17 protein-coding genes are annotated in these 20,569 nt (G+C 62.7%); 16 read left to right on the forward strand and 1 reads right to left on the reverse strand.

Annotation, left to right across the window (positions count from 1 at the left end):
• The first annotated feature begins 100 nt into the window (after nucleotides 1-100).
• From AWB68_RS02335 to AWB68_RS02355, 5 genes are all read left to right on the forward strand, one after another.
• A complete protein-coding gene (locus AWB68_RS02335; RefSeq protein ID WP_087642748.1) occupies nucleotides 101-1,333 on the forward strand; it encodes an MFS transporter in 1,233 nt (410 codons plus the stop codon).
• Nucleotides 1,334-1,707: 374 nt separating this feature from the next.
• Nucleotides 1,708-2,847 (forward strand): glutamine-hydrolyzing carbamoyl-phosphate synthase small subunit, encoded by a 1,140-nt coding sequence (gene carA, locus AWB68_RS02340; RefSeq protein WP_087642749.1) that lies wholly within the window; start codon nucleotides 1,708-1,710, stop codon nucleotides 2,845-2,847.
• A 49-nt stretch (nucleotides 2,848-2,896) separates the two neighbouring features.
• Nucleotides 2,897-6,151, forward strand: coding sequence for a carbamoyl-phosphate synthase large subunit (gene carB / locus AWB68_RS02345; RefSeq protein ID WP_087642750.1), 3,255 nt, complete (start codon nucleotides 2,897-2,899; stop codon nucleotides 6,149-6,151).
• Between the two features lie 120 nt (nucleotides 6,152-6,271).
• The gene (greA, locus tag AWB68_RS02350) at nucleotides 6,272-6,748 is read left to right on the forward strand and encodes a transcription elongation factor GreA (protein ID WP_087642751.1); all 477 of its coding nucleotides are present in this window, start codon (nucleotides 6,272-6,274) and stop codon (nucleotides 6,746-6,748) included.
• Nucleotide 6,749: 1 nt separating this feature from the next.
• Nucleotides 6,750-7,268: a DUF4149 domain-containing protein gene (locus AWB68_RS02355; protein ID WP_087642752.1), complete on the forward strand. Its 519-nt coding sequence runs from the start codon at nucleotides 6,750-6,752 to the stop codon at nucleotides 7,266-7,268.
• Nucleotides 7,269-7,334: 66 nt separating this feature from the next.
• Here the strand turns inward: AWB68_RS02355 and AWB68_RS02360 are convergent, their stop codons facing one another.
• On the reverse strand, nucleotides 7,335-7,868 hold the full coding sequence (locus AWB68_RS02360) for a YhbY family RNA-binding protein (protein WP_087642753.1): 534 nt from the start codon (nucleotides 7,866-7,868) through the stop codon (nucleotides 7,335-7,337).
• Between the two features lie 386 nt (nucleotides 7,869-8,254).
• On the opposite strand from AWB68_RS02360, the gene AWB68_RS02365 reads away from it, so the two are divergent.
• From AWB68_RS02365 to phoR, 11 genes are all read left to right on the forward strand, one after another.
• Complete coding sequence (locus AWB68_RS02365) at nucleotides 8,255-8,917, forward strand: RlmE family RNA methyltransferase (RefSeq protein WP_087642754.1); 663 nt, start codon at nucleotides 8,255-8,257, stop codon at nucleotides 8,915-8,917.
• A gap of 184 nt (nucleotides 8,918-9,101) precedes the next feature.
• Nucleotides 9,102-10,988 carry an ATP-dependent zinc metalloprotease FtsH gene (gene ftsH, locus AWB68_RS02370; protein WP_087642755.1) on the forward strand — a complete coding sequence of 629 codons (1,887 nt, stop codon included), beginning with the start codon at nucleotides 9,102-9,104 and terminating at the stop codon, nucleotides 10,986-10,988.
• A gap of 117 nt (nucleotides 10,989-11,105) precedes the next feature.
• Nucleotides 11,106-11,990, forward strand: coding sequence for a dihydropteroate synthase (folP, locus tag AWB68_RS02375; RefSeq protein ID WP_235028167.1), 885 nt, complete (start codon nucleotides 11,106-11,108; stop codon nucleotides 11,988-11,990).
• Nucleotides 11,991-12,103: 113 nt separating this feature from the next.
• Nucleotides 12,104-13,462, forward strand: coding sequence for a phosphoglucosamine mutase (gene glmM, locus AWB68_RS02380; RefSeq protein WP_087642756.1), 1,359 nt, complete (start codon nucleotides 12,104-12,106; stop codon nucleotides 13,460-13,462).
• 206 nt (nucleotides 13,463-13,668) lie between these two features.
• A complete protein-coding gene (pstS, locus tag AWB68_RS02385; protein ID WP_087642757.1) occupies nucleotides 13,669-14,700 on the forward strand; it encodes a phosphate ABC transporter substrate-binding protein PstS in 1,032 nt (343 codons plus the stop codon).
• Between the two features lie 122 nt (nucleotides 14,701-14,822).
• Complete coding sequence (pstC, locus tag AWB68_RS02390; protein ID WP_087642758.1) at nucleotides 14,823-15,806, forward strand: phosphate ABC transporter permease PstC; 984 nt, start codon at nucleotides 14,823-14,825, stop codon at nucleotides 15,804-15,806.
• Entirely contained in the window at nucleotides 15,803-16,684 is an 882-nt protein-coding gene (pstA, locus tag AWB68_RS02395) for a phosphate ABC transporter permease PstA (RefSeq protein ID WP_087642759.1), read from the forward strand. Before pstC ends, pstA begins: the two co-directional genes overlap by 4 nt.
• Before the next feature lie 152 nt (nucleotides 16,685-16,836).
• A complete protein-coding gene (gene pstB / locus AWB68_RS02400; RefSeq protein ID WP_200828614.1) occupies nucleotides 16,837-17,592 on the forward strand; it encodes a phosphate ABC transporter ATP-binding protein PstB in 756 nt (251 codons plus the stop codon).
• A gap of 36 nt (nucleotides 17,593-17,628) precedes the next feature.
• Nucleotides 17,629-18,333, forward strand: coding sequence for a phosphate signaling complex protein PhoU (phoU, locus tag AWB68_RS02405; protein WP_087642760.1), 705 nt, complete (start codon nucleotides 17,629-17,631; stop codon nucleotides 18,331-18,333).
• A gap of 34 nt (nucleotides 18,334-18,367) precedes the next feature.
• Nucleotides 18,368-19,069, forward strand: a complete 702-nt coding sequence (gene phoB, locus AWB68_RS02410) for a phosphate regulon transcriptional regulator PhoB (protein WP_087642761.1) — start codon at nucleotides 18,368-18,370, stop codon at nucleotides 19,067-19,069.
• A 35-nt stretch (nucleotides 19,070-19,104) separates the two neighbouring features.
• Complete coding sequence (phoR, locus tag AWB68_RS02415) at nucleotides 19,105-20,418, forward strand: phosphate regulon sensor histidine kinase PhoR (RefSeq protein WP_087642762.1); 1,314 nt, start codon at nucleotides 19,105-19,107, stop codon at nucleotides 20,416-20,418.
• The last annotated feature ends 151 nt before the right edge of the window (nucleotides 20,419-20,569 follow it).

A 20,569-nucleotide genomic window follows, 5' to 3' on the forward strand; every position in this document is an offset into this window, starting at 1 on the left:
TGCTCGATATTTGATCCCACGCCGTCACCAAGGTGACGGCGTTTTCATTTGGGCGCCGCGGTTAAACTCCTGCTTTAAAAACCAAAAGCGCCTGCATCGAATGAAGTCCTCCGTTCGTCTGCGTGTCTTCTTCCTGTTCGCCGCCGGTTACTTCGTCTCGTACGTATTCCGGGGCGTCAATCTCGGTTTCGCGCCGCTCATCACGCACGATCTCGGCTTGTCCGCCGCTGACCTCGGTTTGCTGACGTCGCTTTACTTCATCGGCTTCGCGGCCGCGCAGATTCCCGTCGGGGTGCTGCTCGATCACTTCGGGCCGCGCCGGGTCACGGCCGGCATGCTGCTGTTCGCGGCGCTTGGCATCTGGGTGTTCGGTATGGCGCATGGGCTCGCCGGCATGATGGCGGGGCGGTTGCTGATCGGCGCCGGCGTGTCGGTGTGCCTGAGCGCGGCGTTCAAGGCTTCCGCGCAGTATTTCCCGGTCGCGCGGCTCCCGCTCATCAATGGCTTGACGATGGCGATGGGCGGGCTGGGCGGCGTGGTCGTCGGATCGCCGCTGGCAGCGCTGCTCTCGTTCGCGACCTGGCGCAGCGTGTGCGCCGGGCTCGGCGTGTTCACGGTTCTCGTTGCTGCCGCGATCGTGATTTTCGCACCGGAAAAGCGCGACGCCCATCATCAAGCGGACATCGTCACGCAGTTCAAAGGCACCTGGCACATTCTCAAGAGCGCGGCGTTCTGGAAGATCGCATCGTTTTCCGTCGTGACGCAGGGTGTGTTCTACGCGATGCAGTCGCTCTGGATCCGGCCGTACCTGCTCGATGTGATGGGCCTCACCGCGAGCCACACGGCGGCGCTGGTTTCGGTCCTCGGATTCGCGATGATGGCCGGCTGCATCGGTTTCGGCGCGGCGGCGCGCAGCCTGGAACGCCGCGGTGTATCGGTGTATGCGTTCTGTGGCATCGGCATGGCGCTTTACGTGCTCGTGCAAGTGTTGATGCTGTTTCGCGCGCCGCTGCCGCCCGCCATCCTGCTCGCCGCCTACGGCATCTTCGGCGGCACGGGCATCCTGAGCTACGCGGTGCTGGCCGAGTACTTCCCCTCGCACATGATCGGGCGCACGAACACGACGCTGACGCTCGTCATCTTCGTGTTGATCTTCGGGTTTCAGGTTGGGATCGGCGGCGTGCTTTCGCTCTGGCCGATCGAGGATGGACATTACCCCGCGGCCGCGCACCTGACCGCCTGGGGCGTGCTGGTCGCGCTGCAGGTCGCAAGCGCGATCTGGTATGTCCTGCCGAGCCGCGTGCTGCACAAGACCGAGCGCGCCGTCTCGTAATCGAACCGATGTGCTGCCTGGACGCTTTGGCGGGCGCTCCTGGAACGTCCTGTGCGTCTCGCAAGTCTCAAAATTTGGCGTCGAAGGCCGATCCCAGCTATAATTCGAAGGTTTGAGCACATCAACCCGCACCCTGGCGCCTACCTCCCACACACCGTTCATCCGCCGCGCCTTGTAGCACGCGCCGCATGCCGCCGACCGCCTGAGCCAACCGTCCCGCACCCTGCGGAAAACAGTCGGGGCCAGCGACCGCCGCGATCCATGCGCCCGTCTCCACTCACGCGATGCGGTCTGCGCGCGCCAGAACCGGCTGCGCGCAACCCCGGCAACCGGATAGACAGGTCGGCAACAGGGTGTTCCCCAAGGAGCCTCCCGTGTTGCCGTCATTTTCCCCCGCAATTCTCGCACTCGCCGACGGCACGGTCTTTCGTGGTCATTCGATCGGCGCCTCCGGTTCGACGATCGGCGAAGTGGTGTTCAACACCGCGATCACCGGCTATCAAGAGATCCTCACCGATCCGAGCTACGCCCGCCAGATCGTTACGCTGACCTACCCGCATATCGGCAACGTCGGCGTGAATGCCGAAGATGTCGAAGCCACCAAAGTCCATGCCGCCGGACTGATCATCCGTGACCTGCCGGTGCTCGCTTCCAACTTCCGCTCGGAGCAGTCGCTTGCGGATTACCTCAAGGCGCAAGGCGTCGTCGCGATCGCGGGCATCGACACGCGCAAGCTCACGCGCATCCTGCGCGACAAGGGCGCGCAGAACGGCTGCATCCTCGCCGGCACCGATGAAGCGAAGGCGCTTGAACTCGCGCGCTCTTTCCCGGGTCTCGCAGGCATGGACCTCGCGAAAGTCGTGTCGACGAAGGAAACCTACGACTGGACGCAGACTGAATGGCGTCTCGAGTCCGGCTATGGCAAGCAGGAAGCGCCGAAGCATCGCGTGGTCGCGTTCGACTACGGCGTGAAGTACAACATCCTGCGCATGCTCGCCGAGCGCGGCTGCCACGTCACCGTGCTGCCGGCACAAGCCACGGCCGCCGACGCGCTCGCGCTCAACCCGGACGGCATCTTCCTGTCGAACGGTCCCGGCGACCCGGAACCGTGCGACTACGCGATTGCCGCCACGCGCGAATTCATCGAGCGCGGCATTCCGACCTTCGGCATCTGCCTTGGCCATCAGATCATGGGCCTCGCCGTCGGCGCGAAAACGCTGAAGATGAAGACGGGCCACCACGGCGCGAACCATCCGGTCAAGGACATGGAAGACGGACGCGTCGTGATCACGTCGCAGAACCACGGTTTCGCGGTCGATGCGTCGACGCTTCCCGCGAACGCGAAGGTCACGCACGTCTCCCTCTTCGACGGCACGCTGCAAGGCTTCGCGCTCACCGACAAGCCGGCGTTCTGCTTCCAGGGTCACCCGGAAGCGTCGCCGGGACCGAACGACATCGCCTATCTGTTCGACCGCTTCGTCAAGCTGATGGAATCGTCGAAGGTCGCAGCATAAGCGCGTAGAAGAAAGCACAGAACACAGCACTACATTACCGAGAGCAGTTATGCCGAAGCGGACAGACATCAAAAGCATCCTCATCATCGGCGCGGGACCGATCATCATCGGCCAGGCGTGCGAGTTCGACTATTCGGGCGCGCAGGCGTGCAAGGCGCTGCGCGAAGAGGGCTACAAGGTCATTCTCGTCAACAGCAATCCCGCGACGATCATGACCGACCCGAACACGGCCGACGTCACCTACATCGAACCGATTTCGTGGGAAGTGGTCGAGCGCATCATCGCGAAGGAACGCCCGGACGCGATCCTGCCGACGATGGGCGGCCAGACCGCGCTCAATTGCGCGCTCGATCTTTTCCATCACGGCGTGCTGGAAAAATACAAGGTGGAACTGATCGGCGCATCGCCGGAAGCGATCGACAAGGCCGAAGACCGCCAGAAGTTCAAGGAAGCGATGACGAAGATCGGTCTCGGTTCGGCCAAGTCCGGCATCGCACATTCGATGGAAGAAGCGCTGCAGGTGCAGGCCGAGATCGCCGCGCAAACCGGCAGCGGCGGCTATCCGACCGTGATCCGTCCGTCGTTCACGCTGGGCGGCTCGGGCGGCGGCATCGCGTACAACAAGGAAGAGTTCGAGGAAATCTGCCGTCGCGGGCTCGATCTTTCGCCGACGCGCGAATTGCTGATCGAAGAGTCGCTGCTCGGCTGGAAAGAGTACGAGATGGAAGTGGTCCGCGACACGAAGGACAACTGCATCATCGTCTGCTCGATCGAAAACCTCGACCCGATGGGCGTGCATACCGGCGACTCGATCACCGTCGCCCCGGCGCAGACGCTCACCGACAAGGAATACCAGATCCTGCGCAACGCATCGCTTGCGGTGCTGCGCGAGATCGGTGTCGATACGGGCGGCTCGAACGTGCAGTTCGCGATCAACCCGAAGGACGGCCGCATGGTCGTGATCGAGATGAACCCGCGCGTGTCGCGCTCGTCGGCGCTGGCATCGAAGGCAACCGGCTTCCCGATTGCGAAGGTCGCGGCGAAGCTGGCCGTCGGCTATACGCTCGATGAACTTCGGAACGAAATCACCGGCGGCCAGACGCCGGCCTCGTTCGAGCCGACGATCGACTACGTTGTCACGAAGATTCCGCGCTTCGCGTTCGAGAAGTTCCGCGAAGCCGATTCACGCCTGACCACGCAGATGAAGTCGGTCGGCGAAGTGATGGCGATCGGCCGCACGTTCCAGGAATCGTTCCAGAAGGCGCTGCGCGGATTGGAAGTCGGTGTCGACGGGCTCGACGAAAAAACCACGAGCCGCGACGAAGCGATTCGCGAGATCGGCGAACCTGGCCCGGACCGCATCTGGTTCCTCGGCGACGCATTCCGCCTCGGTCTGACGCCGCAGGAAATTTTCGAGGAAACCTCGATCGATCCGTGGTTCCTCGCGCAGATCGAACAGATCGTCCTGAAGGAAAAGGCACTTGCCGGCCGCACGCTTGAAAGCCTGTCGCGCGAAGAGTTGCTGTATCTGAAGCAGAGCGGATTCTCGGACCGGCGTCTCGCGAAGCTCACCGGCTCCGATCAAACCGCCGTGCGCCGCCGTCGCCACGAACTGAAGGTGCGCCCGGTCTACAAGCGCGTGGACACGTGCGCGGCCGAATTCGCGACGAAAACCGCCTACATGTACTCGACCTACGAGGAAGAGTGCGAAGCGAACCCCACGGACAAGAAGAAGATCATGGTGCTCGGCGGCGGCCCGAACCGGATCGGGCAGGGCATCGAGTTCGACTACTGCTGCGTGCACGCGGCGCTCGCGATGCGCGAGGACGGCTATGAAACCATCATGGTCAACTGCAACCCCGAAACGGTTTCGACCGACTACGACACGTCCGACCGTCTCTACTTCGAATCGCTGACGCTCGAAGACGTGCTCGAAATCGTCGATTTGGAGAAGCCGGTCGGCGTGATCGTGCAGTACGGCGGCCAGACGCCGCTCAAGCTTGCGCTCGATCTCGAAGCGAACGGCGTGCCGATCATCGGCACGTCGCCGGACATGATCGACGCCGCCGAAGACCGCGAGCGTTTCCAGAAGCTCTTGCAGGACCTGAATCTGCGCCAGCCGCCGAACCGCACGGCGCGCGCCGAAGGCGAAGCGCTCAAGCTTGCCGAGGAAATCGGCTATCCGCTCGTCGTGCGTCCGTCGTACGTGCTGGGCGGGCGGGCGATGGAAATCGTCCACGAGCCGCGCGACCTGGAGCGCTACATGCGCGAGGCCGTGAAGGTGTCGAACGATTCGCCGGTGCTGCTCGACCGCTTCCTGAACGACGCGATCGAATGCGACGTCGACTGCATCTCCGACGGCGACGCCGTGTTCATCGGCGGCGTGATGGAGCACATCGAGCAGGCGGGCGTGCACTCAGGCGATTCGGCCTGCTCGCTGCCGCCGTACTCGCTGTCGCAAGAAACCGTCGACGAGTTGAAGCGCCAGACCGGCGCAATGGCGCGCGCCTTGAACGTGATCGGACTGATGAACGTGCAGTTCGCGATCCAGCAAGTTCCGCAGGACGACGGCTCGAAGAAGGACGTCATCTACGTGCTGGAAGTGAATCCGCGTGCGTCGCGTACGGTGCCTTACGTCTCGAAGGCGACGGGCCTGCCGCTCGCCAAGATCGCCGCGCGCGCGATGGTCGGCCAGAAGCTCGTGGACCAGGGCGTGACGAAAGAAGTGATTCCGCCGTACTTCAGCGTGAAGGAAGCCGTGTTCCCGTTCGTGAAGTTCCCGGCGGTCGATCCGGTGCTCGGACCCGAAATGCGCTCGACGGGCGAAGTGATGGGCGTCGGCCGCACGTTCGGCGAAGCGCTCTTCAAGTCGCAACTGGCGGCGGGCTCGCGTCTGCCGGAGTCGGGCACGGTGCTCCTGACCGTGATGGACGCCGACAAGCCGAAGGCGGTCGAAGTCGCGGGCATGCTGCACGAACTCGGCTACCCGATCGCCGCGACCAAGGGCACGGCGGCGGCCATCCAAGCGGCCGGCATCCCGGTGAAGGTGGTCAACAAGGTGAAGGACGGCCGTCCGCACATCGTCGACATGATCAAGAACGGCGAAATCGCGCTCGTCTTCACGACGGTCGACGAAACGCGTGCCGCGATCGCCGATTCGCGCTCGATCCGCATGAGCGCGCAGGCCAACAAGGTCACGTACTACACGACCATGTCGGGCGCGCGCGCGGCGGTCGAGGGACTGCGGTACCTCAAGGACCTGGAAGTCTATGATTTACAAGGTCTGCATGCTCGCCTAAACTAAGGCCTCGATTATCGGTTTTGGCTTCAAGGGCCGCGGTTAAGCGGCGTCTCCCTTCTTACCGGGAGATGCACTTAACCGCGGTAATTTTTTTACGGCTGTTTTTTGTTCTCCGAGTTGTTTATGAGCACAGTTCCATTGACGAAGCGCGGCGCAGAACTCCTGCGCGCGGAATTACAACGCCTGAAGTCGGTCGAGCGCCCGGCGGTCGTTAATTCGATTGCGGAAGCGCGGGCTCAGGGCGACCTGTCGGAAAACGCCGAGTACGACGCCGCCAAGGAAAAGCAGGGCTTCATCGAGGGCCGCATCGCCGAGCTCGAATCGAAGCTGGCCGCCGCGCAAGTCATCGATCCGACCACCGTCGAGGCGGATGGCCGCGTCGTGTTCGGCGCGACGGTCGAACTGGAGGACCTGGATTCGGGCAAGCCGGTGAAGTACCAGATCGTCGGTGACGACGAAGCCGACATCGATCACGGCCTCGTCTCGATCAGTTCGCCGATCGCGCGGGCGCTGATCGGCAAGTCGGAAGGCGATGTCGCGTCGGTGCAGGCGCCGAGCGGCGCGCGCGAATACGAAATCATCTCCGTTCGATACGTCTGAGATGGCACATCGACTCTTCCGGATCGTGGCGATGGCGTGGGTCGGCAGCCTGCTGACCCTCGGCTATATCGCCGCGCCGGTTATCTTTTCGATGCTCGAGCGCACGTCGGCGGGATCGGTGGCGGCGCAGTTGTTCCGCATCGAAGGGATGCTGGGCGTGGTTTGCGCGCTGCTTCTGCTGTTGATCGGCAACCGGCTGGTGCGGAGCGGTTTCGCCGATTACAAGCGCGTCCGCTGGATCGTCGCGGTGATGCTGCTGTGCGTGCTGATCGGCTATTTCGGGCTGCAGCCGTTCATGAATTCGCTGCGCGTCGCCGCGCAGGAAGCGGGAACCGATCTCGCGCATTCGGCCTACGCGAAGCAGTTCGGCATGCTGCATGGCGTGTCGAGCGCGTTTTATGTCGTCGAAAGCCTGCTGGGCGTTTTGCTGGTCTGGCGCCTGCCCGGACGTTTCTCGTCGGGGCCGGTCGTGGCGCGGGGTCAGTCCGCTGCGGTGGCGGCGCGCCGCGTGCGGAGATGATGTCGCGGCGCTCGGGCATCCCGGGCGCCATGTCGTTTTGGGCGGCGCCCGAACTCGCCCTTCGCTTTATTTCGAGGTTTGGTGCTGGCGCTTCGCGCTCGTCTGACGCTTCTTCGCGCGCTTGACGTTGCCGCCCGCCGTGACGCGTTCGTTGCCGCGCACCAGCAGCTTCTCTTTCTTGGGTTTGCGCGAGACGGGCGCGTCGCGAGTGATTTTCACCGCCTTGACGATGCGCGGCGCGCGGCCCTTGGCCGGCGGTTCGGCGGCGGCTTCGCGAGCGCTCGGCATGGTGGAGCGTCGGCCCGAAGCTTTCACCGGCGCCGTGTTTTCCGGCCTCCAGATCACCAGCAGCTTGCCGATATGTTGAACAGGACCGGCATTCAGGCGATCGCAGATTTCTTCGTACATCGCGACGCGCGCTTCGCGCTCGTCGCCGAACACGCGGATCTTGATGAGCTGATGGGCGTCGAGGTGGACTTCGATTTCGGCCAGCACGGCTTCGGTCAGCCCTTCAGCGCCGACGAGAACGACGGGCTTGAGCGCGTGGGCCTGCGAGCGCAGGTCGGCACGTTGGGCGGGAGAGAGTTTGATGGCGGGCATGAGAAGTAACGGACTCGACTAAAATGAGGGATGCTGAAGCGCAAAAAAGGGCGAAGGCGAAATGTCCGGGCGCGACGCAATGCAGGACGCGACAGAGCACAATCGGGTGCCGCAGGCTAGAAAAGCCATTCACAGCAAGAGCACTCAGGGCTTGACGCCGGAAATGCCGAACGGCGCAAACCATCTACGACGGGGCCAACGGCGCAACGAACAGCGGGCGAGCCACGAGCAATCTGCAGCAACTCGCGAGCAAAAATGGCCCGAATCACTGGCTTCACCCACACCGGCCACGGCGCGCAAAGCGCCGACCGGCCGAATAAGACGCGTATTATCCGCTAAAAGCATTGCTTAATGCAGCAAGATTACGCAGCACGGGTTCATTCTTAATGGCAAAAAACCGCTTCAATCATTCGTGGTTGCACGACCACATCAACGATCCTTACGTGAAACTCGCGCAGCGCGAGGGCTATCGCGCGCGCGCCGCCTACAAGCTGAAGGAAATCGACGAGCAGGACAAGCTGATCCGCCCGGGGCAGGTGATCGTCGATCTTGGATCGACGCCCGGCAGCTGGAGCCAGTACGCGCGCAACAAGCTCGCGCAGGGCGCGAAGCGCGACGCAGAGCGCGCAGGCGGCATCGACGGCACGATCATCGCGCTCGACCTTCTGCCGATGGAGCCAATCGCGGACGTCACGTTCATCCAGGGCGATTTCCGCGAAGATACGGTGCTGGGACAACTCAACGAAATGGTCGGCGAGCGACAAGTCGACCTTGTAATCTCGGACATGGCCCCCAACCTGTCTGGCGTGGCGAGTGCCGACGCCGCGCGGATGGAGCATTTATGCGATCTCGCGCTGGAATTCTCACAAAACCACCTGAAACCGGATGGCGCCTTGCTGGTGAAGTGCTTTCACGGCAGCGGCTACAGCCAGATTGTCGAGAAATTCAAGCAACAGTTCAAAATCGTCGCGCCCCGCAAGCCGAAGGCGTCGCGCGACAAATCGTCTGAAACGTTTATTTTGGGCAGGCAGTTGAAGCGTCCCGCTTGAGCTACGCGTACAACGGAATTGGCAAAAAACCGCCGAATTCCGTCGAATGTGCCGGAAAAAGGGCCTCCATCGCTATTTGCGCGGTAGAGAATGCTTATGGCAGGGGCTAGCGGACTGGATTAGAATGCTTTTGTGGTGCCGCAAGGTGTATGTAGGCACCCGTCTATGAGTGAGGAGTGGTGCTTTGAACAACAATATGTTCTCTAAGGCAGCAGTGTGGCTAGTGATCGCACTGGTGCTGTTCACGGTGTTCAAGCAGTTCGATAAGCCCCGCGTCCAGGAAGGTGTCTCGTATTCGCAGTTCATGGATGACGCGAAGAACGGCAAGGTCAAGACCGTGACCGTTCAGGGCCGGAACTTGACGGTCACTCCGGCAGATGGTCAGAAGTACCAGATCGTGTCCCCGGGGGACATCTGGATGGTCGGCGATCTGATGAAGTATGGCGTCCAGGTCAGCGGCAAGGCCGATGACGAACCCAATGCGCTCGTGTCGGCGCTGTATTACCTCGGACCGACGATCCTGATCATCGGCTTCTGGTTCTACATGATGCGGCAGATGCAGGGGGGTGGCAAAGGCGGGGCGTTTTCGTTTGGCAAGTCGCGAGCGCGGCTGATCGACGAGAACAATAACGCGATCAATTTCACCGATGTCGCGGGCTGTGACGAAGCGAAAGAGGAAGTGTCCGAACTCGTCGACTTCCTGCGCGATCCGCAGAAGTTCCAGAAGCTTGGCGGGCGCATCCCGCGGGGCGTGCTGCTGGTCGGCCCTCCGGGTACCGGCAAGACGCTGCTTGCGCGTGCGATCGCCGGTGAAGCGAAGGTCCCGTTTTTCAGCATCTCGGGTTCTGACTTCGTCGAAATGTTTGTCGGCGTGGGCGCGGCTCGCGTGCGCGACATGTTCGAACAGGCGAAGAAGCATGCGCCGTGTATCGTCTTCATCGACGAAATCGACGCGGTGGGTCGTCATCGCGGCGCCGGTATGGGCGGCGGCAACGACGAACGCGAACAGACGCTGAACCAGATGCTCGTCGAAATGGACGGCTTCGAGGCGAATTCCGGCGTGATCGTGATCGCCGCGACGAACCGTTCCGACGTGCTCGACAAGGCGCTGCTGCGTCCGGGCCGTTTCGACCGTCAGGTGTATGTCGGTCTGCCAGACATCCGTGGCCGCGAGCACATCATGAAGGTGCACCTGCGCAAGGTGCCGATCTCGAACGACGTCGACGCTTCGGTGATTGCGCGTGGCACGCCGGGCTTTTCGGGCGCCGACCTGGCCAATCTCGTGAACGAGGCGGCGCTTTTCGCGGCGCGTCGTGGCAAGCGCATCGTCGAAATGCAGGACTTCGAGGACGCGAAGGACAAGATCTTCATGGGTCCGGAGCGCAAGTCGGCCGTAATGCGCGAGGAAGAGCGCCGCAATACGGCGTTTCACGAGTCGGGTCACGCGGTGGTGGCGAAGTTGCTGCCGCACGCCGATCCGGTTCACAAGGTGACGATCATGCCGCGTGGCTGGGCGCTGGGCGTGACCTGGCAGTTGCCGGAGCATGATCGCGTGAACCTGTATCGCGACAAGATGCTCGAGGAAATCGCGATCCTGTTTGGCGGCCGTGCGTCGGAAGAAGTGTTCCTGAATTCGATGTCGACGGGTGCGTCGAACGACTTCGAGCGCGCAACCAAGATGGCGCGCGACATGGTCACTCGCTACGGCATGTCGGACGTGCTCGGCACGATGGTGTACGTCGATACGGAGCAGGACGGCATGTTCGGCAAGCTGGCCTCGAAGACGGTCTCGGAAGCGACGCAGCAGAAGGTCGATGCCGAAATCCGCCGGATTCTCGACGAGCAGTATGGGCTGGCCCGCAAGCTGCTCGAAGACAATCGCGACAAGGTCGAAGCCATGACGAAGGCGTTGCTCGAATGGGAAACCATCGACGCCGACCAGATCAGCGACATCATGGCAGGCCGTCCGCCGCGGCCGCCGAAGAATTTGCCGCCGCCGTCGGGCGATACGCCGAGCAGCGGGAACAGCGGCACGGAAGTCAAACCGGGCAGCGCCACCGCGCCGGCCTGAGTTTCACTCGATCCGCATAAGGGCTGGTGTGTTCGACACACCGGCCCTTTTTCATTGATTGCCGGCCATCGCGGTTTCGGCCGTCGAACTTCTCAATTCATTCTCCAGTCGAATCGTTTGACACCTTCCAATTTGCAATCTTCGGCGCCGCAGCCGCTTCAGTGCGGGCGTTTCAAACTGAACTTCGAGCGTCCGCTCGTGATGGGCATCCTGAACGTCACGCCGGATTCATTTTCCGATGGCGGCCGCTTCCTGTCGCGCGGCGACGCTTTGGCACGCGCCGAACAAATGCTGGCCGACGGTGCCGACATGATCGACATCGGCGGCGAATCGACGCGGCCGGGGTCGCAGCCGGTGTCTCTCGACGAGGAACTGGAACGGGTGATTCCGATCGTCGAGGCGCTGCGGTCGATGAACGTGCCGCTATCGGTCGATACCTACAAGCCCGCCGTGATGCGCGCGGCGCTCGACGCCGGCGCCGACATGATCAACGACGTCTGGGGCCTGCGTCGCGAAGGCGCGATCGAGGCCGTTGCGGACAGCCAGTGCGGTTTGTGCGTGATGCACATGCTGGGCGAGCCGCAGACGATGCAGGCTCGCGAGCCGGTTTATCGGGACGTCGTGGGAGACGTGCGCGAGTTTTTTGAAGAGCGCGTCGATGCGCTGACGAAGGCCGGGATTTCGTCCGACCGGATCTGCCTCGATCCCGGGTATGGATTCGGCAAGACCGAGCAACACAACTACGCATTGCTCGCTTGTCTCGCGGAAACGCAGCCTGCCGGAACGCGCTTTCCGTTGCTGGTCGGGATGTCGCGCAAGTCGATGCTCGGTGCCGTCACCGGACGCAAGACGGGCGAGCGCGTCGCCGCGGGCGTCGCGGCGGCGGTATGCGCGGCACAGCGGGGCGCGGTGATCATCCGGGTCCACGATGTCGCGCCAATCCTTGATGGTCTGAAAGTATGGAAGGCCACCGAGGACGCGGGCCGCATCAGGCATCATTGACCAGACAGATCGCCGGATCGCGGCAGGGATCTGCGCGAGAGATCGTTTTCACAAGTACACAACGGACGTGCGACAAACGCATCCGCGTCCGAAAGAGGGAGGATTACCCAACAATGGCACGTCGATATTTTGGAACCGATGGTATTCGCGGCAAGGTCGGCGAGGCGCCGATCACGCCGGATTTCGTGTTGCGGCTCGGCTACGCGGCGGGCAAGGTGCTCGCCGGCGCGGACCGCTGGCAAAAAAAGGGCAGCCGTCCGACGGTGCTGATCGGCAAGGACACGCGGGTGTCGGGCTACATGCTCGAAGCCGCGCTGGAATCGGGATTTTCGGCGGCGGGCGTCGACGTGATGCTGGCCGGCCCGATGCCGACGCCCGGCATCGCTTATCTGACGCGCGCGCTGCGGCTCGCTGCTGGCGTCGTGATCAGCGCCTCGCACAATCCGTACTACGACAACGGCATCAAGTTCTTCTCCGCCGACGGCAACAAGCTGCCCGACGACGTGGAGCTCCAGATCGAGGCGCAGCTCGAACAGCCGCTCGCCTGTGCGCCGTCGGAGCTGCTCGGAAAGGCGCGGCGTCTCGATGACGCTGGCGGCCGCTACATCGAGTTCTGCAAGAGCACGTTCCCGGCGAGCTTCGACTTGCGTGGCCTGAAAATCGTTCTCGATTGCGCGCATGGTGCCGCGTACGACGTCGCGCCGAGCGTGTTCCACGAACTCGGCGCCGAGGTGATCTCGATCGGCATCTCGCCGAACGGCTTCAATATCAACGATGGCGTCGGCGCAACCGCGCCCGATGCGCTCGTGCGCGCCGTGCTCGAGCATCAGGCGGACCTGGGTATCGCGCTCGATGGCGACGCCGACCGTCTGCAGATCGTCGATGCGGCGGGACGCCTCTACAACGGCGACGAACTGCTCTACGTGCTGGTCAAGGATCGCATCGCGACCGATGGCAAGGTGGCGGGCGCGGTCGGCACGCTGATGACGAACATGGCCGTCGAAGTGGCCTTGCAGGACGTCGGCGTGCAATTCGTCCGCGCGAACGTCGGCGACCGCTACGTGCTGGAAAAGCTGCGCGAGAACGGCTGGCAACTCGGTGCGGAAGGCTCTGGCCACATTCTGTCGCTGGATCGCCATTCGACCGGCGACGGCATCGTCTCCGCGCTGCTCGTGCTGGCCGCGATCCAGCGCAGCGGCAAGACGCTCGCCGAGCAACTCGAAGGCGTAACGCTGTTTCCGCAGAAACTGATCAATGTCCGCATGAGCGCGGGCGCCGACTGGAAAAGCAGCGATTTGATCAGGAAGGCGATCGCGACCGCCGAGCGTTCACTCGAATCGCACGGACGCGTCCTGATCCGTGCTTCCGGGACAGAACCGGTGCTGCGCGTGATGGTGGAAGCCGCGGTAGAGAAGGACGCGGTTCGTCACGCGGAAACGATTGCGCAGGTCGTAAAGCAAGCAACTTCCTGAGCCACTGACGTAAGCGCAAAAAAGCCGCTGCGGAGCGATCCGCAGCGGCTTTTTTGCGTTACGGCGAGACGCTTCCAAAGCCGAACCATCGGCTTTCATTGACGTAAGCGCACTGTCACGTTTGCTTCACGGAGAGTCACATTACTGTCACAGATACTGCCTATCCTTCGCGTTGTCACGTCATCCGCTTACAACCTGGAGGTCTCATGAAATTGATGCAAACCGCGCTGGCTGGCGTAATCGGCGCACTCGTCGCCGTCTCCGCGCAAGCAGCCGATATTACCGGCGCGGGCAGCACCTTCGCAGCACCGATCTATACGAAGTGGGCCGACGCCTACCAGAAGACGGGTGGCGGCAAGGTCAACTATCAGGGCATCGGCTCATCGGGCGGCATCAAGCAGATCATCGCGAAGACGGTGGATTTCGCAGGTTCGGACGCGCCGCTGAAGGACGACGAACTCGCGAAGCAGGGGCTTTTCCAGTTCCCGACGGTGGTCGGCGGCGTCGTGCCGGTGATCAACGTGCCGGGTGTGAAGGCAGGCGACGTGACGCTGTCGGGCCAGCTGCTCGGCGACATCTATCTCGGCAAGATCAAGAAGTGGAATGATCCGGCGATCGTTGCGCTCAATCCGAAGGTCAAGCTGCCGGATACCGACATCGCCGTGGTGCGCCGCGCCGATGGTTCGGGCACGAGCTTCATCTGGACGAACTACCTGTCGAAGGTGAACCCGGAGTGGAAGTCGAAGGTCGGTGAAGGTTCGACCGTCAACTGGCCGACGGGCACGGGCGGCAAGGGCAACGACGGCGTCGCTGCGTTCGTGCAGCGTCTGCCGGGCGCGATCGGCTATGTGGAGTGGGCGTACGCGAAGCAGAACAAGATGACTTACGTCGACCTGAAAAATGCGGCCGGCACGGTCGTCGAGCCGAAGACGGAGACGTTCAAGGCCGCGGCTGCCGGCGCCGACTGGTCGAAGTCGTTCTACCAGATCCTGACGAACGAGCCGGGCAAGGACGCATGGCCGGTCGTCGGCGCGACCTTCGTGGTGCTGCACGCGACGCAAGACAAGGCCCCGCAAGGCGCCGAAACCCTGAAGTTCTTCGACTGGGCGTTCAAGAACGGCAACCAGGCGGCTACCGACCTCGACTACATCTCGCTGCCGGATTCGGTTGTCGCGGAAATCCGCACGCAATGGAAGGCGAAGGTGAAGGACGCGTCGGGCAAGGCAATCGCCCAGTAAGCGAAACAAGGCGCAGTAAGGTGCAGTAACGCAGGTCCGAAACTGTCCTAAGCTGGTGAGGCAGGACAGTAGCGGAAGTTTCGCCGCGCGGCAGGTGCCGCGCGGCTTGACCCAAGGTTCCCATGTCGGACATCAATCTCGCGTCGGCACCGCCCGCAAGCCGCACACAACGTGCCCCGGGCCGTCTTGGCGACATCATTTTCGGCGGCGTGACGCGGCTCGCCGCCGTCGTCACGCTGCTGCTGCTTGGCGGCATCATCGTTTCGCTGCTCGTCGCATCGCTGCCGACGCTCCAGAAATTCGGCTTCAGCTTCCTTTGGCGCAGCGAGTGGGATCCGCCCAGCGATACCTTCGGCGCCCTCGTGCCGATCTACGGCACGATTGCCACGTCGCTGATCGCGTTGATCATCGCCGTGCCGGTCAGCTTCGGCATCGCGCTCTTTCTCACCGAGCTTTCTCCGGCGTGGCTGCGCCGGCCGCTCGGCGTCGCCATCGAACTGCTGGCGGCGATTCCGTCGATCGTCTACGGCATGTGGGGTCTGCTCGTGTTCGCGCCGATCTTCGCGACGTACTTCGAAAAGCCGCTTGGGCATCTGCTCGGCGATGTCTGGCTGATCGGCCGCTTCTTCCAGGGCCCGCCGATCGGCATCGGCATCCTGTGCGCCGGCGTCATTCTCGCGATCATGATCATCCCGTACATCGCGGCCGTGATGCGCGATGTGTTCGAAGTCACGCCGGTGCTGCTGAAGGAATCGGCGTATGGCATCGGCTGCACGACCTGGGAAGTGATGTGGAAGATCGTGCTGCCGTTCACGCGCACCGGCGTGATCGGCGGCGTGATGCTCGGCCTCGGCCGCGCGCTCGGCGAGACGATGGCGGTGACCTTCGTGATCGGCAACACGAACCTGCTCGACAACGTGTCGCTTTTTTCGCCGGGCAACAGCATTACCTCCGCGCTCGCCAACGAATTCGCTGAAGCGAGCCCCGGACTTCACACATCGGCATTGATGGAACTCGGCCTGATCCTCTTCGTGATCACCTTCTTCGTGCTGGCGCTCTCGAAGCTGATGCTGCTGCGCCTCGAAAAAGGAGAGGGCGCGAAATGAGCCAGCCTACTTTCATCGAAAACGACGCGACCGAAGCCACGCGCATCATGTTGCAACGCCGCCGGCGCGGCAAGAACGCACTCGCGCTTGCCATGTCGCTCGCGGCGATGGCCTTCGGCCTGCTGTGGCTCGTGTGGATTCTCTTCACGACGCTGAAGCTCGGCATCGGCGGACTGTCGATCGAACTCTTCACGCAGTCGACGCCGCCGCCCAACACCGACGGCGGCGGTCTCGCGAACGCGATCGTCGGCAGCCTGATGCTGGTGATCCTCGCGACGTTCATCGGCACCCCGCTCGGCATTCTCGCGGGCGTGTATCTCGCGGAATACGGCCAGAAGCGCTGGCTCGCAAGCGTCACGCGCTTCATCAACGACATCCTGCTGTCCGCGCCGTCGATCGTGATCGGCCTGTTCGTCTACGCGCTCGTCGTGGCGAAGGTCGGGCGCTTTTCCGGGTGGGCCGGGGTGATCGCACTCGCGCTGCTGCAGATCCCGATCGTGATCCGCACGACCGAGAACATGTTGAAGCTCGTGCCGAACGCGCTGCGCGAGGCGGCCTTCGCGCTTGGCACGCCGAAGTGGAAGATGGTGCTGTCGATCACGCTGAAGGCGTCGGTCGGCGGGATCGTGACGGGCGTGCTGCTCGCAGTGGCGCGCATCGCCGGCGAGACCGCACCGCTCCTCTTCACGGCGCTGTCGAACCAGTTCTTCTCCTGGGACATGAGCCAGCCGGTTGCGAACCTGCCGGTCACGATCTACAAGTTCGCGATGAGCCCGTTCCCGCAGTGGCAATCACTCGCGTGGGCCGGCGTGTTCCTGATTACGCTCGGCGTGCTGGGTCTGAATATCCTCGCACGCGCGATCCTCTCGAAAAAATAAGGTGGAGTGATTCCATGAATACGGTCGCAAGTGGTGTCAGCCACCTGAATGCAAACGCAAGCGCGGTCGAGCCCAAGCACGATGCTCCGGTCGAACGCGGCCCGGTGCCCGGCAGCTTCAAGCCGACGCATGGCGCTGCGCCCGCTGACTCGATGAAGCCGAAGATCGAAGTCAACGATCTCAACTTCTTCTACGGCAAGTATCACGCGCTGAAGAACATCAACCTGCGCATTCCCGAGAAAAAAGTGACGGCGTTCATCGGCCCGTCGGGATGCGGCAAGTCCACGCTCCTGCGCACGTTCAACAAGATGTACGCGCTCTATCCGGAGCAGCGCGCCGAAGGCGAAATCATGATGGACGGCGAGAACCTGCTCGACACGCGCCGCGACATCTCGCTGTTGCGTGCACGCGTTGGCATGGTGTTCCAGAAGCCGACGCCGTTCCCGATGTCGATCTACGACAACATCGCGTTCGGCGTGAAGATGTTCGAGCAACTGTCGCGTTCGGAGATGGACGATCGCGTCGAATGGGCGCTCACCAAGGCCGCGCTCTGGAATGAAGTGAAGGACAAGCTGCAGCAGAGCGGCTATGGGTTGTCCGGCGGACAGCAGCAGCGTCTGTGCATCGCGCGCGGCATCGCGATCCGGCCCGAAGTGCTGCTGCTCGACGAACCGTGCTCGGCGCTCGATCCGATTTCCACTGGCCGGATCGAAGAACTCATCGCCGAATTGAAGAACGACTATACGGTCGTGATCGTCACGCACAACATGCAGCAGGCGGCGCGTTGTTCGGACTACACTGCCTATATGTACCTCGGCGAGCTGATCGAATTCGGCGATACCGAAAAGATCTTCATCAAGCCCGCCCGCAAGGAAACGGAAGACTACATCACCGGTCGGTTCGGCTAAGCCTCCGGTGGGAGAAAGGGACTCAAGGAGCAATACATGTCCGATAAACATCTGTCGAGCCAGTTCGACGCCGATCTCAACGCGGTGTCGTCGAAAGTGCTGGAAATGGGCGGGCTCGTCGAGTCGCAGATCATCAACGCGATGCAGGCGCTCAACACGTTCGACATCGCCATCGCCGACCAGGTGATCGCGGCCGAAACGCGTTTGAACACGATGGAAGTCGAGATCGACGAGGAGTGCAGCAACATCATCGCGCGCCGCCAGCCGGCCGCGCGCGACCTGCGCCTCCTGATGGCGATCTCGAAGACGATCACGAACCTCGAACGTGCCGGCGACGAAGCCGAGAAGATCGCAAAGCGCGTGAAGCGCATCAACGAAGATGGCGCGGGTCGCACGGTGAACATCGCCGAGATCAAGGTCTCGGGCGAGATGGCGGTAACGATCCTGCGCCGTGCGCTCGATGCGTTCGCGCGCCTCGACACGGTCGCGGCCGCGCAGATCGTGCGCGACGACAAGGCCATCGACGAGGAATTCCGCGCGTTCGTGAGGAAGCTCATCACGTACATGATGGAAGACCCGCGCACGATCACGGCGGGTCTCGACTATCTGTTCATCGCTAAGGCGGTCGAGCGGATCGGCGACCATGCGAAGAACATCGCCGAGTTCATCATCTACATCGTCAAGGGCACGGATGTGCGGCACGTACCGCGCGACCAGCTCGAACGCGAAGCGCTCAGTTAATCTTACTTCTCGCAAAAAGGTCACAGAGGTGCCGATGCCCAGCAGTATTCTCGTCATCGAGGACGAACCCGCGATTTCCGAGCTGATCTCGGTGAATCTGCAACACGCGGGACACTGCCCGATCCGCGCATACAACGCGGAGCAGGCGCAGAACCTGATCAGCGACGTCCTGCCCGATCTCGTGCTGCTCGACTGGATGCTGCCGGGCAAGTCCGGCATCACGTTTGCGCGTGAACTGCGCAACAACGAACGCACGAAGCACATTCCGATCATCATGCTGACCGCGCGCGGCGACGAGCAGGACAAGGTGCTCGGCCTCGAGATCGGCGCCGACGACTACGTCACCAAGCCGTTCTCGCCGAAGGAGCTGATGGCGCGCATCAAGGCGGTACTGCGCCGGCGCGCGCCGCAGTTGACCGAGGACGTGGTCGCGATCAACGGCCTGAGACTCGATCCGGCGACGCATCGCGTGGCCGCGAGCCACTCGGGCAACGACATCAAACTCGACCTCGGCCCGACCGAGTTCCGGCTGCTGCACTTTTTCATGACGCATCCGGAGCGCGTGCACAGCCGCACGCAATTGCTCGACCAGGTGTGGGGCGATCATGTGTTCGTGGAAGAGCGGACCGTCGACGTGCATATCAAGCGCCTGCGTGCCGCACTCAAGCCAGCGGGGTGCGATGCTATGATCGAAACGGTGCGCGGCAGCGGCTACCGGCTTGCCCGAAGCGCCTGAACCACAGACGTCCCCACTCTTCGAGCCGTCGGCAAATGAACATCATCTGGACGCGGTCGCTCGTGTCCCTCGCGCTGCTTGCAGCGCTGAGCGCGCTGGTTGGCGCGTTCTTCGGCGTGCGCGTGGCGCTTGCGTTCGCGGTGGTGATGCTCGTCGTGCAGAACTTCTTCAGTATCTTTCACACGCAGCGCCTGTGGCGTCTGCTCGATGCGCCCGTCTACGGCGAAGTCCCGAGCGCGCTCGGCGTCTGGGGCGAAATCTATTACCGGCTGCATAAGCTCGCGAAGCGCTGGCACGCCCAGGTGCGTCAGGTCGAGCAGCAGCATTCGCGCTTCATCCAGGCGATCCAGGCGTCGCCGAACGGCGTCGCGATGCTCGACGACCGCGATCAGATCGAATGGTGCAACGCGATCGCCGAGACGCATTTCGGGCTTGATGCGAAACGTGATTTGCGCCAACACGTCACGCATCTCGTGCGTCAGCCGGAGTTCGTACGCTACCTGAACTCGCACCATTACGAAGAGATGCTGGTGATGCGCGCGATGGGCGCGAACCGGCGGCATACGTTGTCGGTGCAGGTGTTTCCTTACGGCGAGAACCGCAAGCTGATCCTCACGCAGGACATCACCGAGCTCGAACGTACCGATTCGATGCGACGCGATTTCGTCGCCAACGTGTCGCACGAACTGAAGACGCCGCTCACGGTGCTCTCGGGTTTCCTCGAAACGATGCGCGAGTTGCCGCTCGACGAGGCCGACCGCGCGCGCTATCTGGAGATGATGGAGCAGCAGGCATCGCGGATGCAGAACATCGTGCGCGACCTGCTGGTGCTGGCGAATCTCGAAGGCGACATGCGTCCGCCGGGCGACGACCTGCTCGACATGCGCGCGGTCCTGCGTCATCTCGAGGACGATGCCGCGAGCATTTCGGGCGGCCGGCACCGGATCACGTTTCATACCGACGAAGCGTTGACGGTGGCGGGCGCGGAGACGGAGATCGTGAGCGCGCTTGGCAACCTGGTGATGAACGCGATCCGCTACACGCCGGATGGCGGCATGATCGAGGTCACTTGGCAGCGCGTGCAGGATCGCGCGGTGTTTTCGGTGCGTGACAGCGGGTTGGGTATTCCGGCGGAACAGATTCCGCGCTTGACGGAGCGTTTCTATCGCGTGGATCGCAGCCGTTCGCGGGATACGGGTGGAACGGGCCTGGGGCTCGCCATCGTGAAGCATGTACTGCAACGGCATCACGCGGAGCTCGATGTGAAGAGCGAAGAGGGGCGCGGGAGTACGTTTAGCGTAAAGTTCCCGGTGACGCGGACGGCGTTGAGGAAATCGGTTCTGGTTTGATTTCGCTGGCGCTTGGGGTGGGGGTGGGGTTGGGTTACACCGTTTGATGCGCTTGGGCTTCGATGGAACTTGTATTGTTTTTGGTTTATTTGCTCTGCCCCTGTCCGGGGCGGGACTCACTTTCTTTGCTGCTGCAAAGAAAGTAAGCAAA

Origin of the sequence: Caballeronia choica, from assembly GCF_001544535.1 — a bacterium.
Taxonomy (GTDB): domain Bacteria; phylum Pseudomonadota; class Gammaproteobacteria; order Burkholderiales; family Burkholderiaceae; genus Caballeronia; species Caballeronia choica.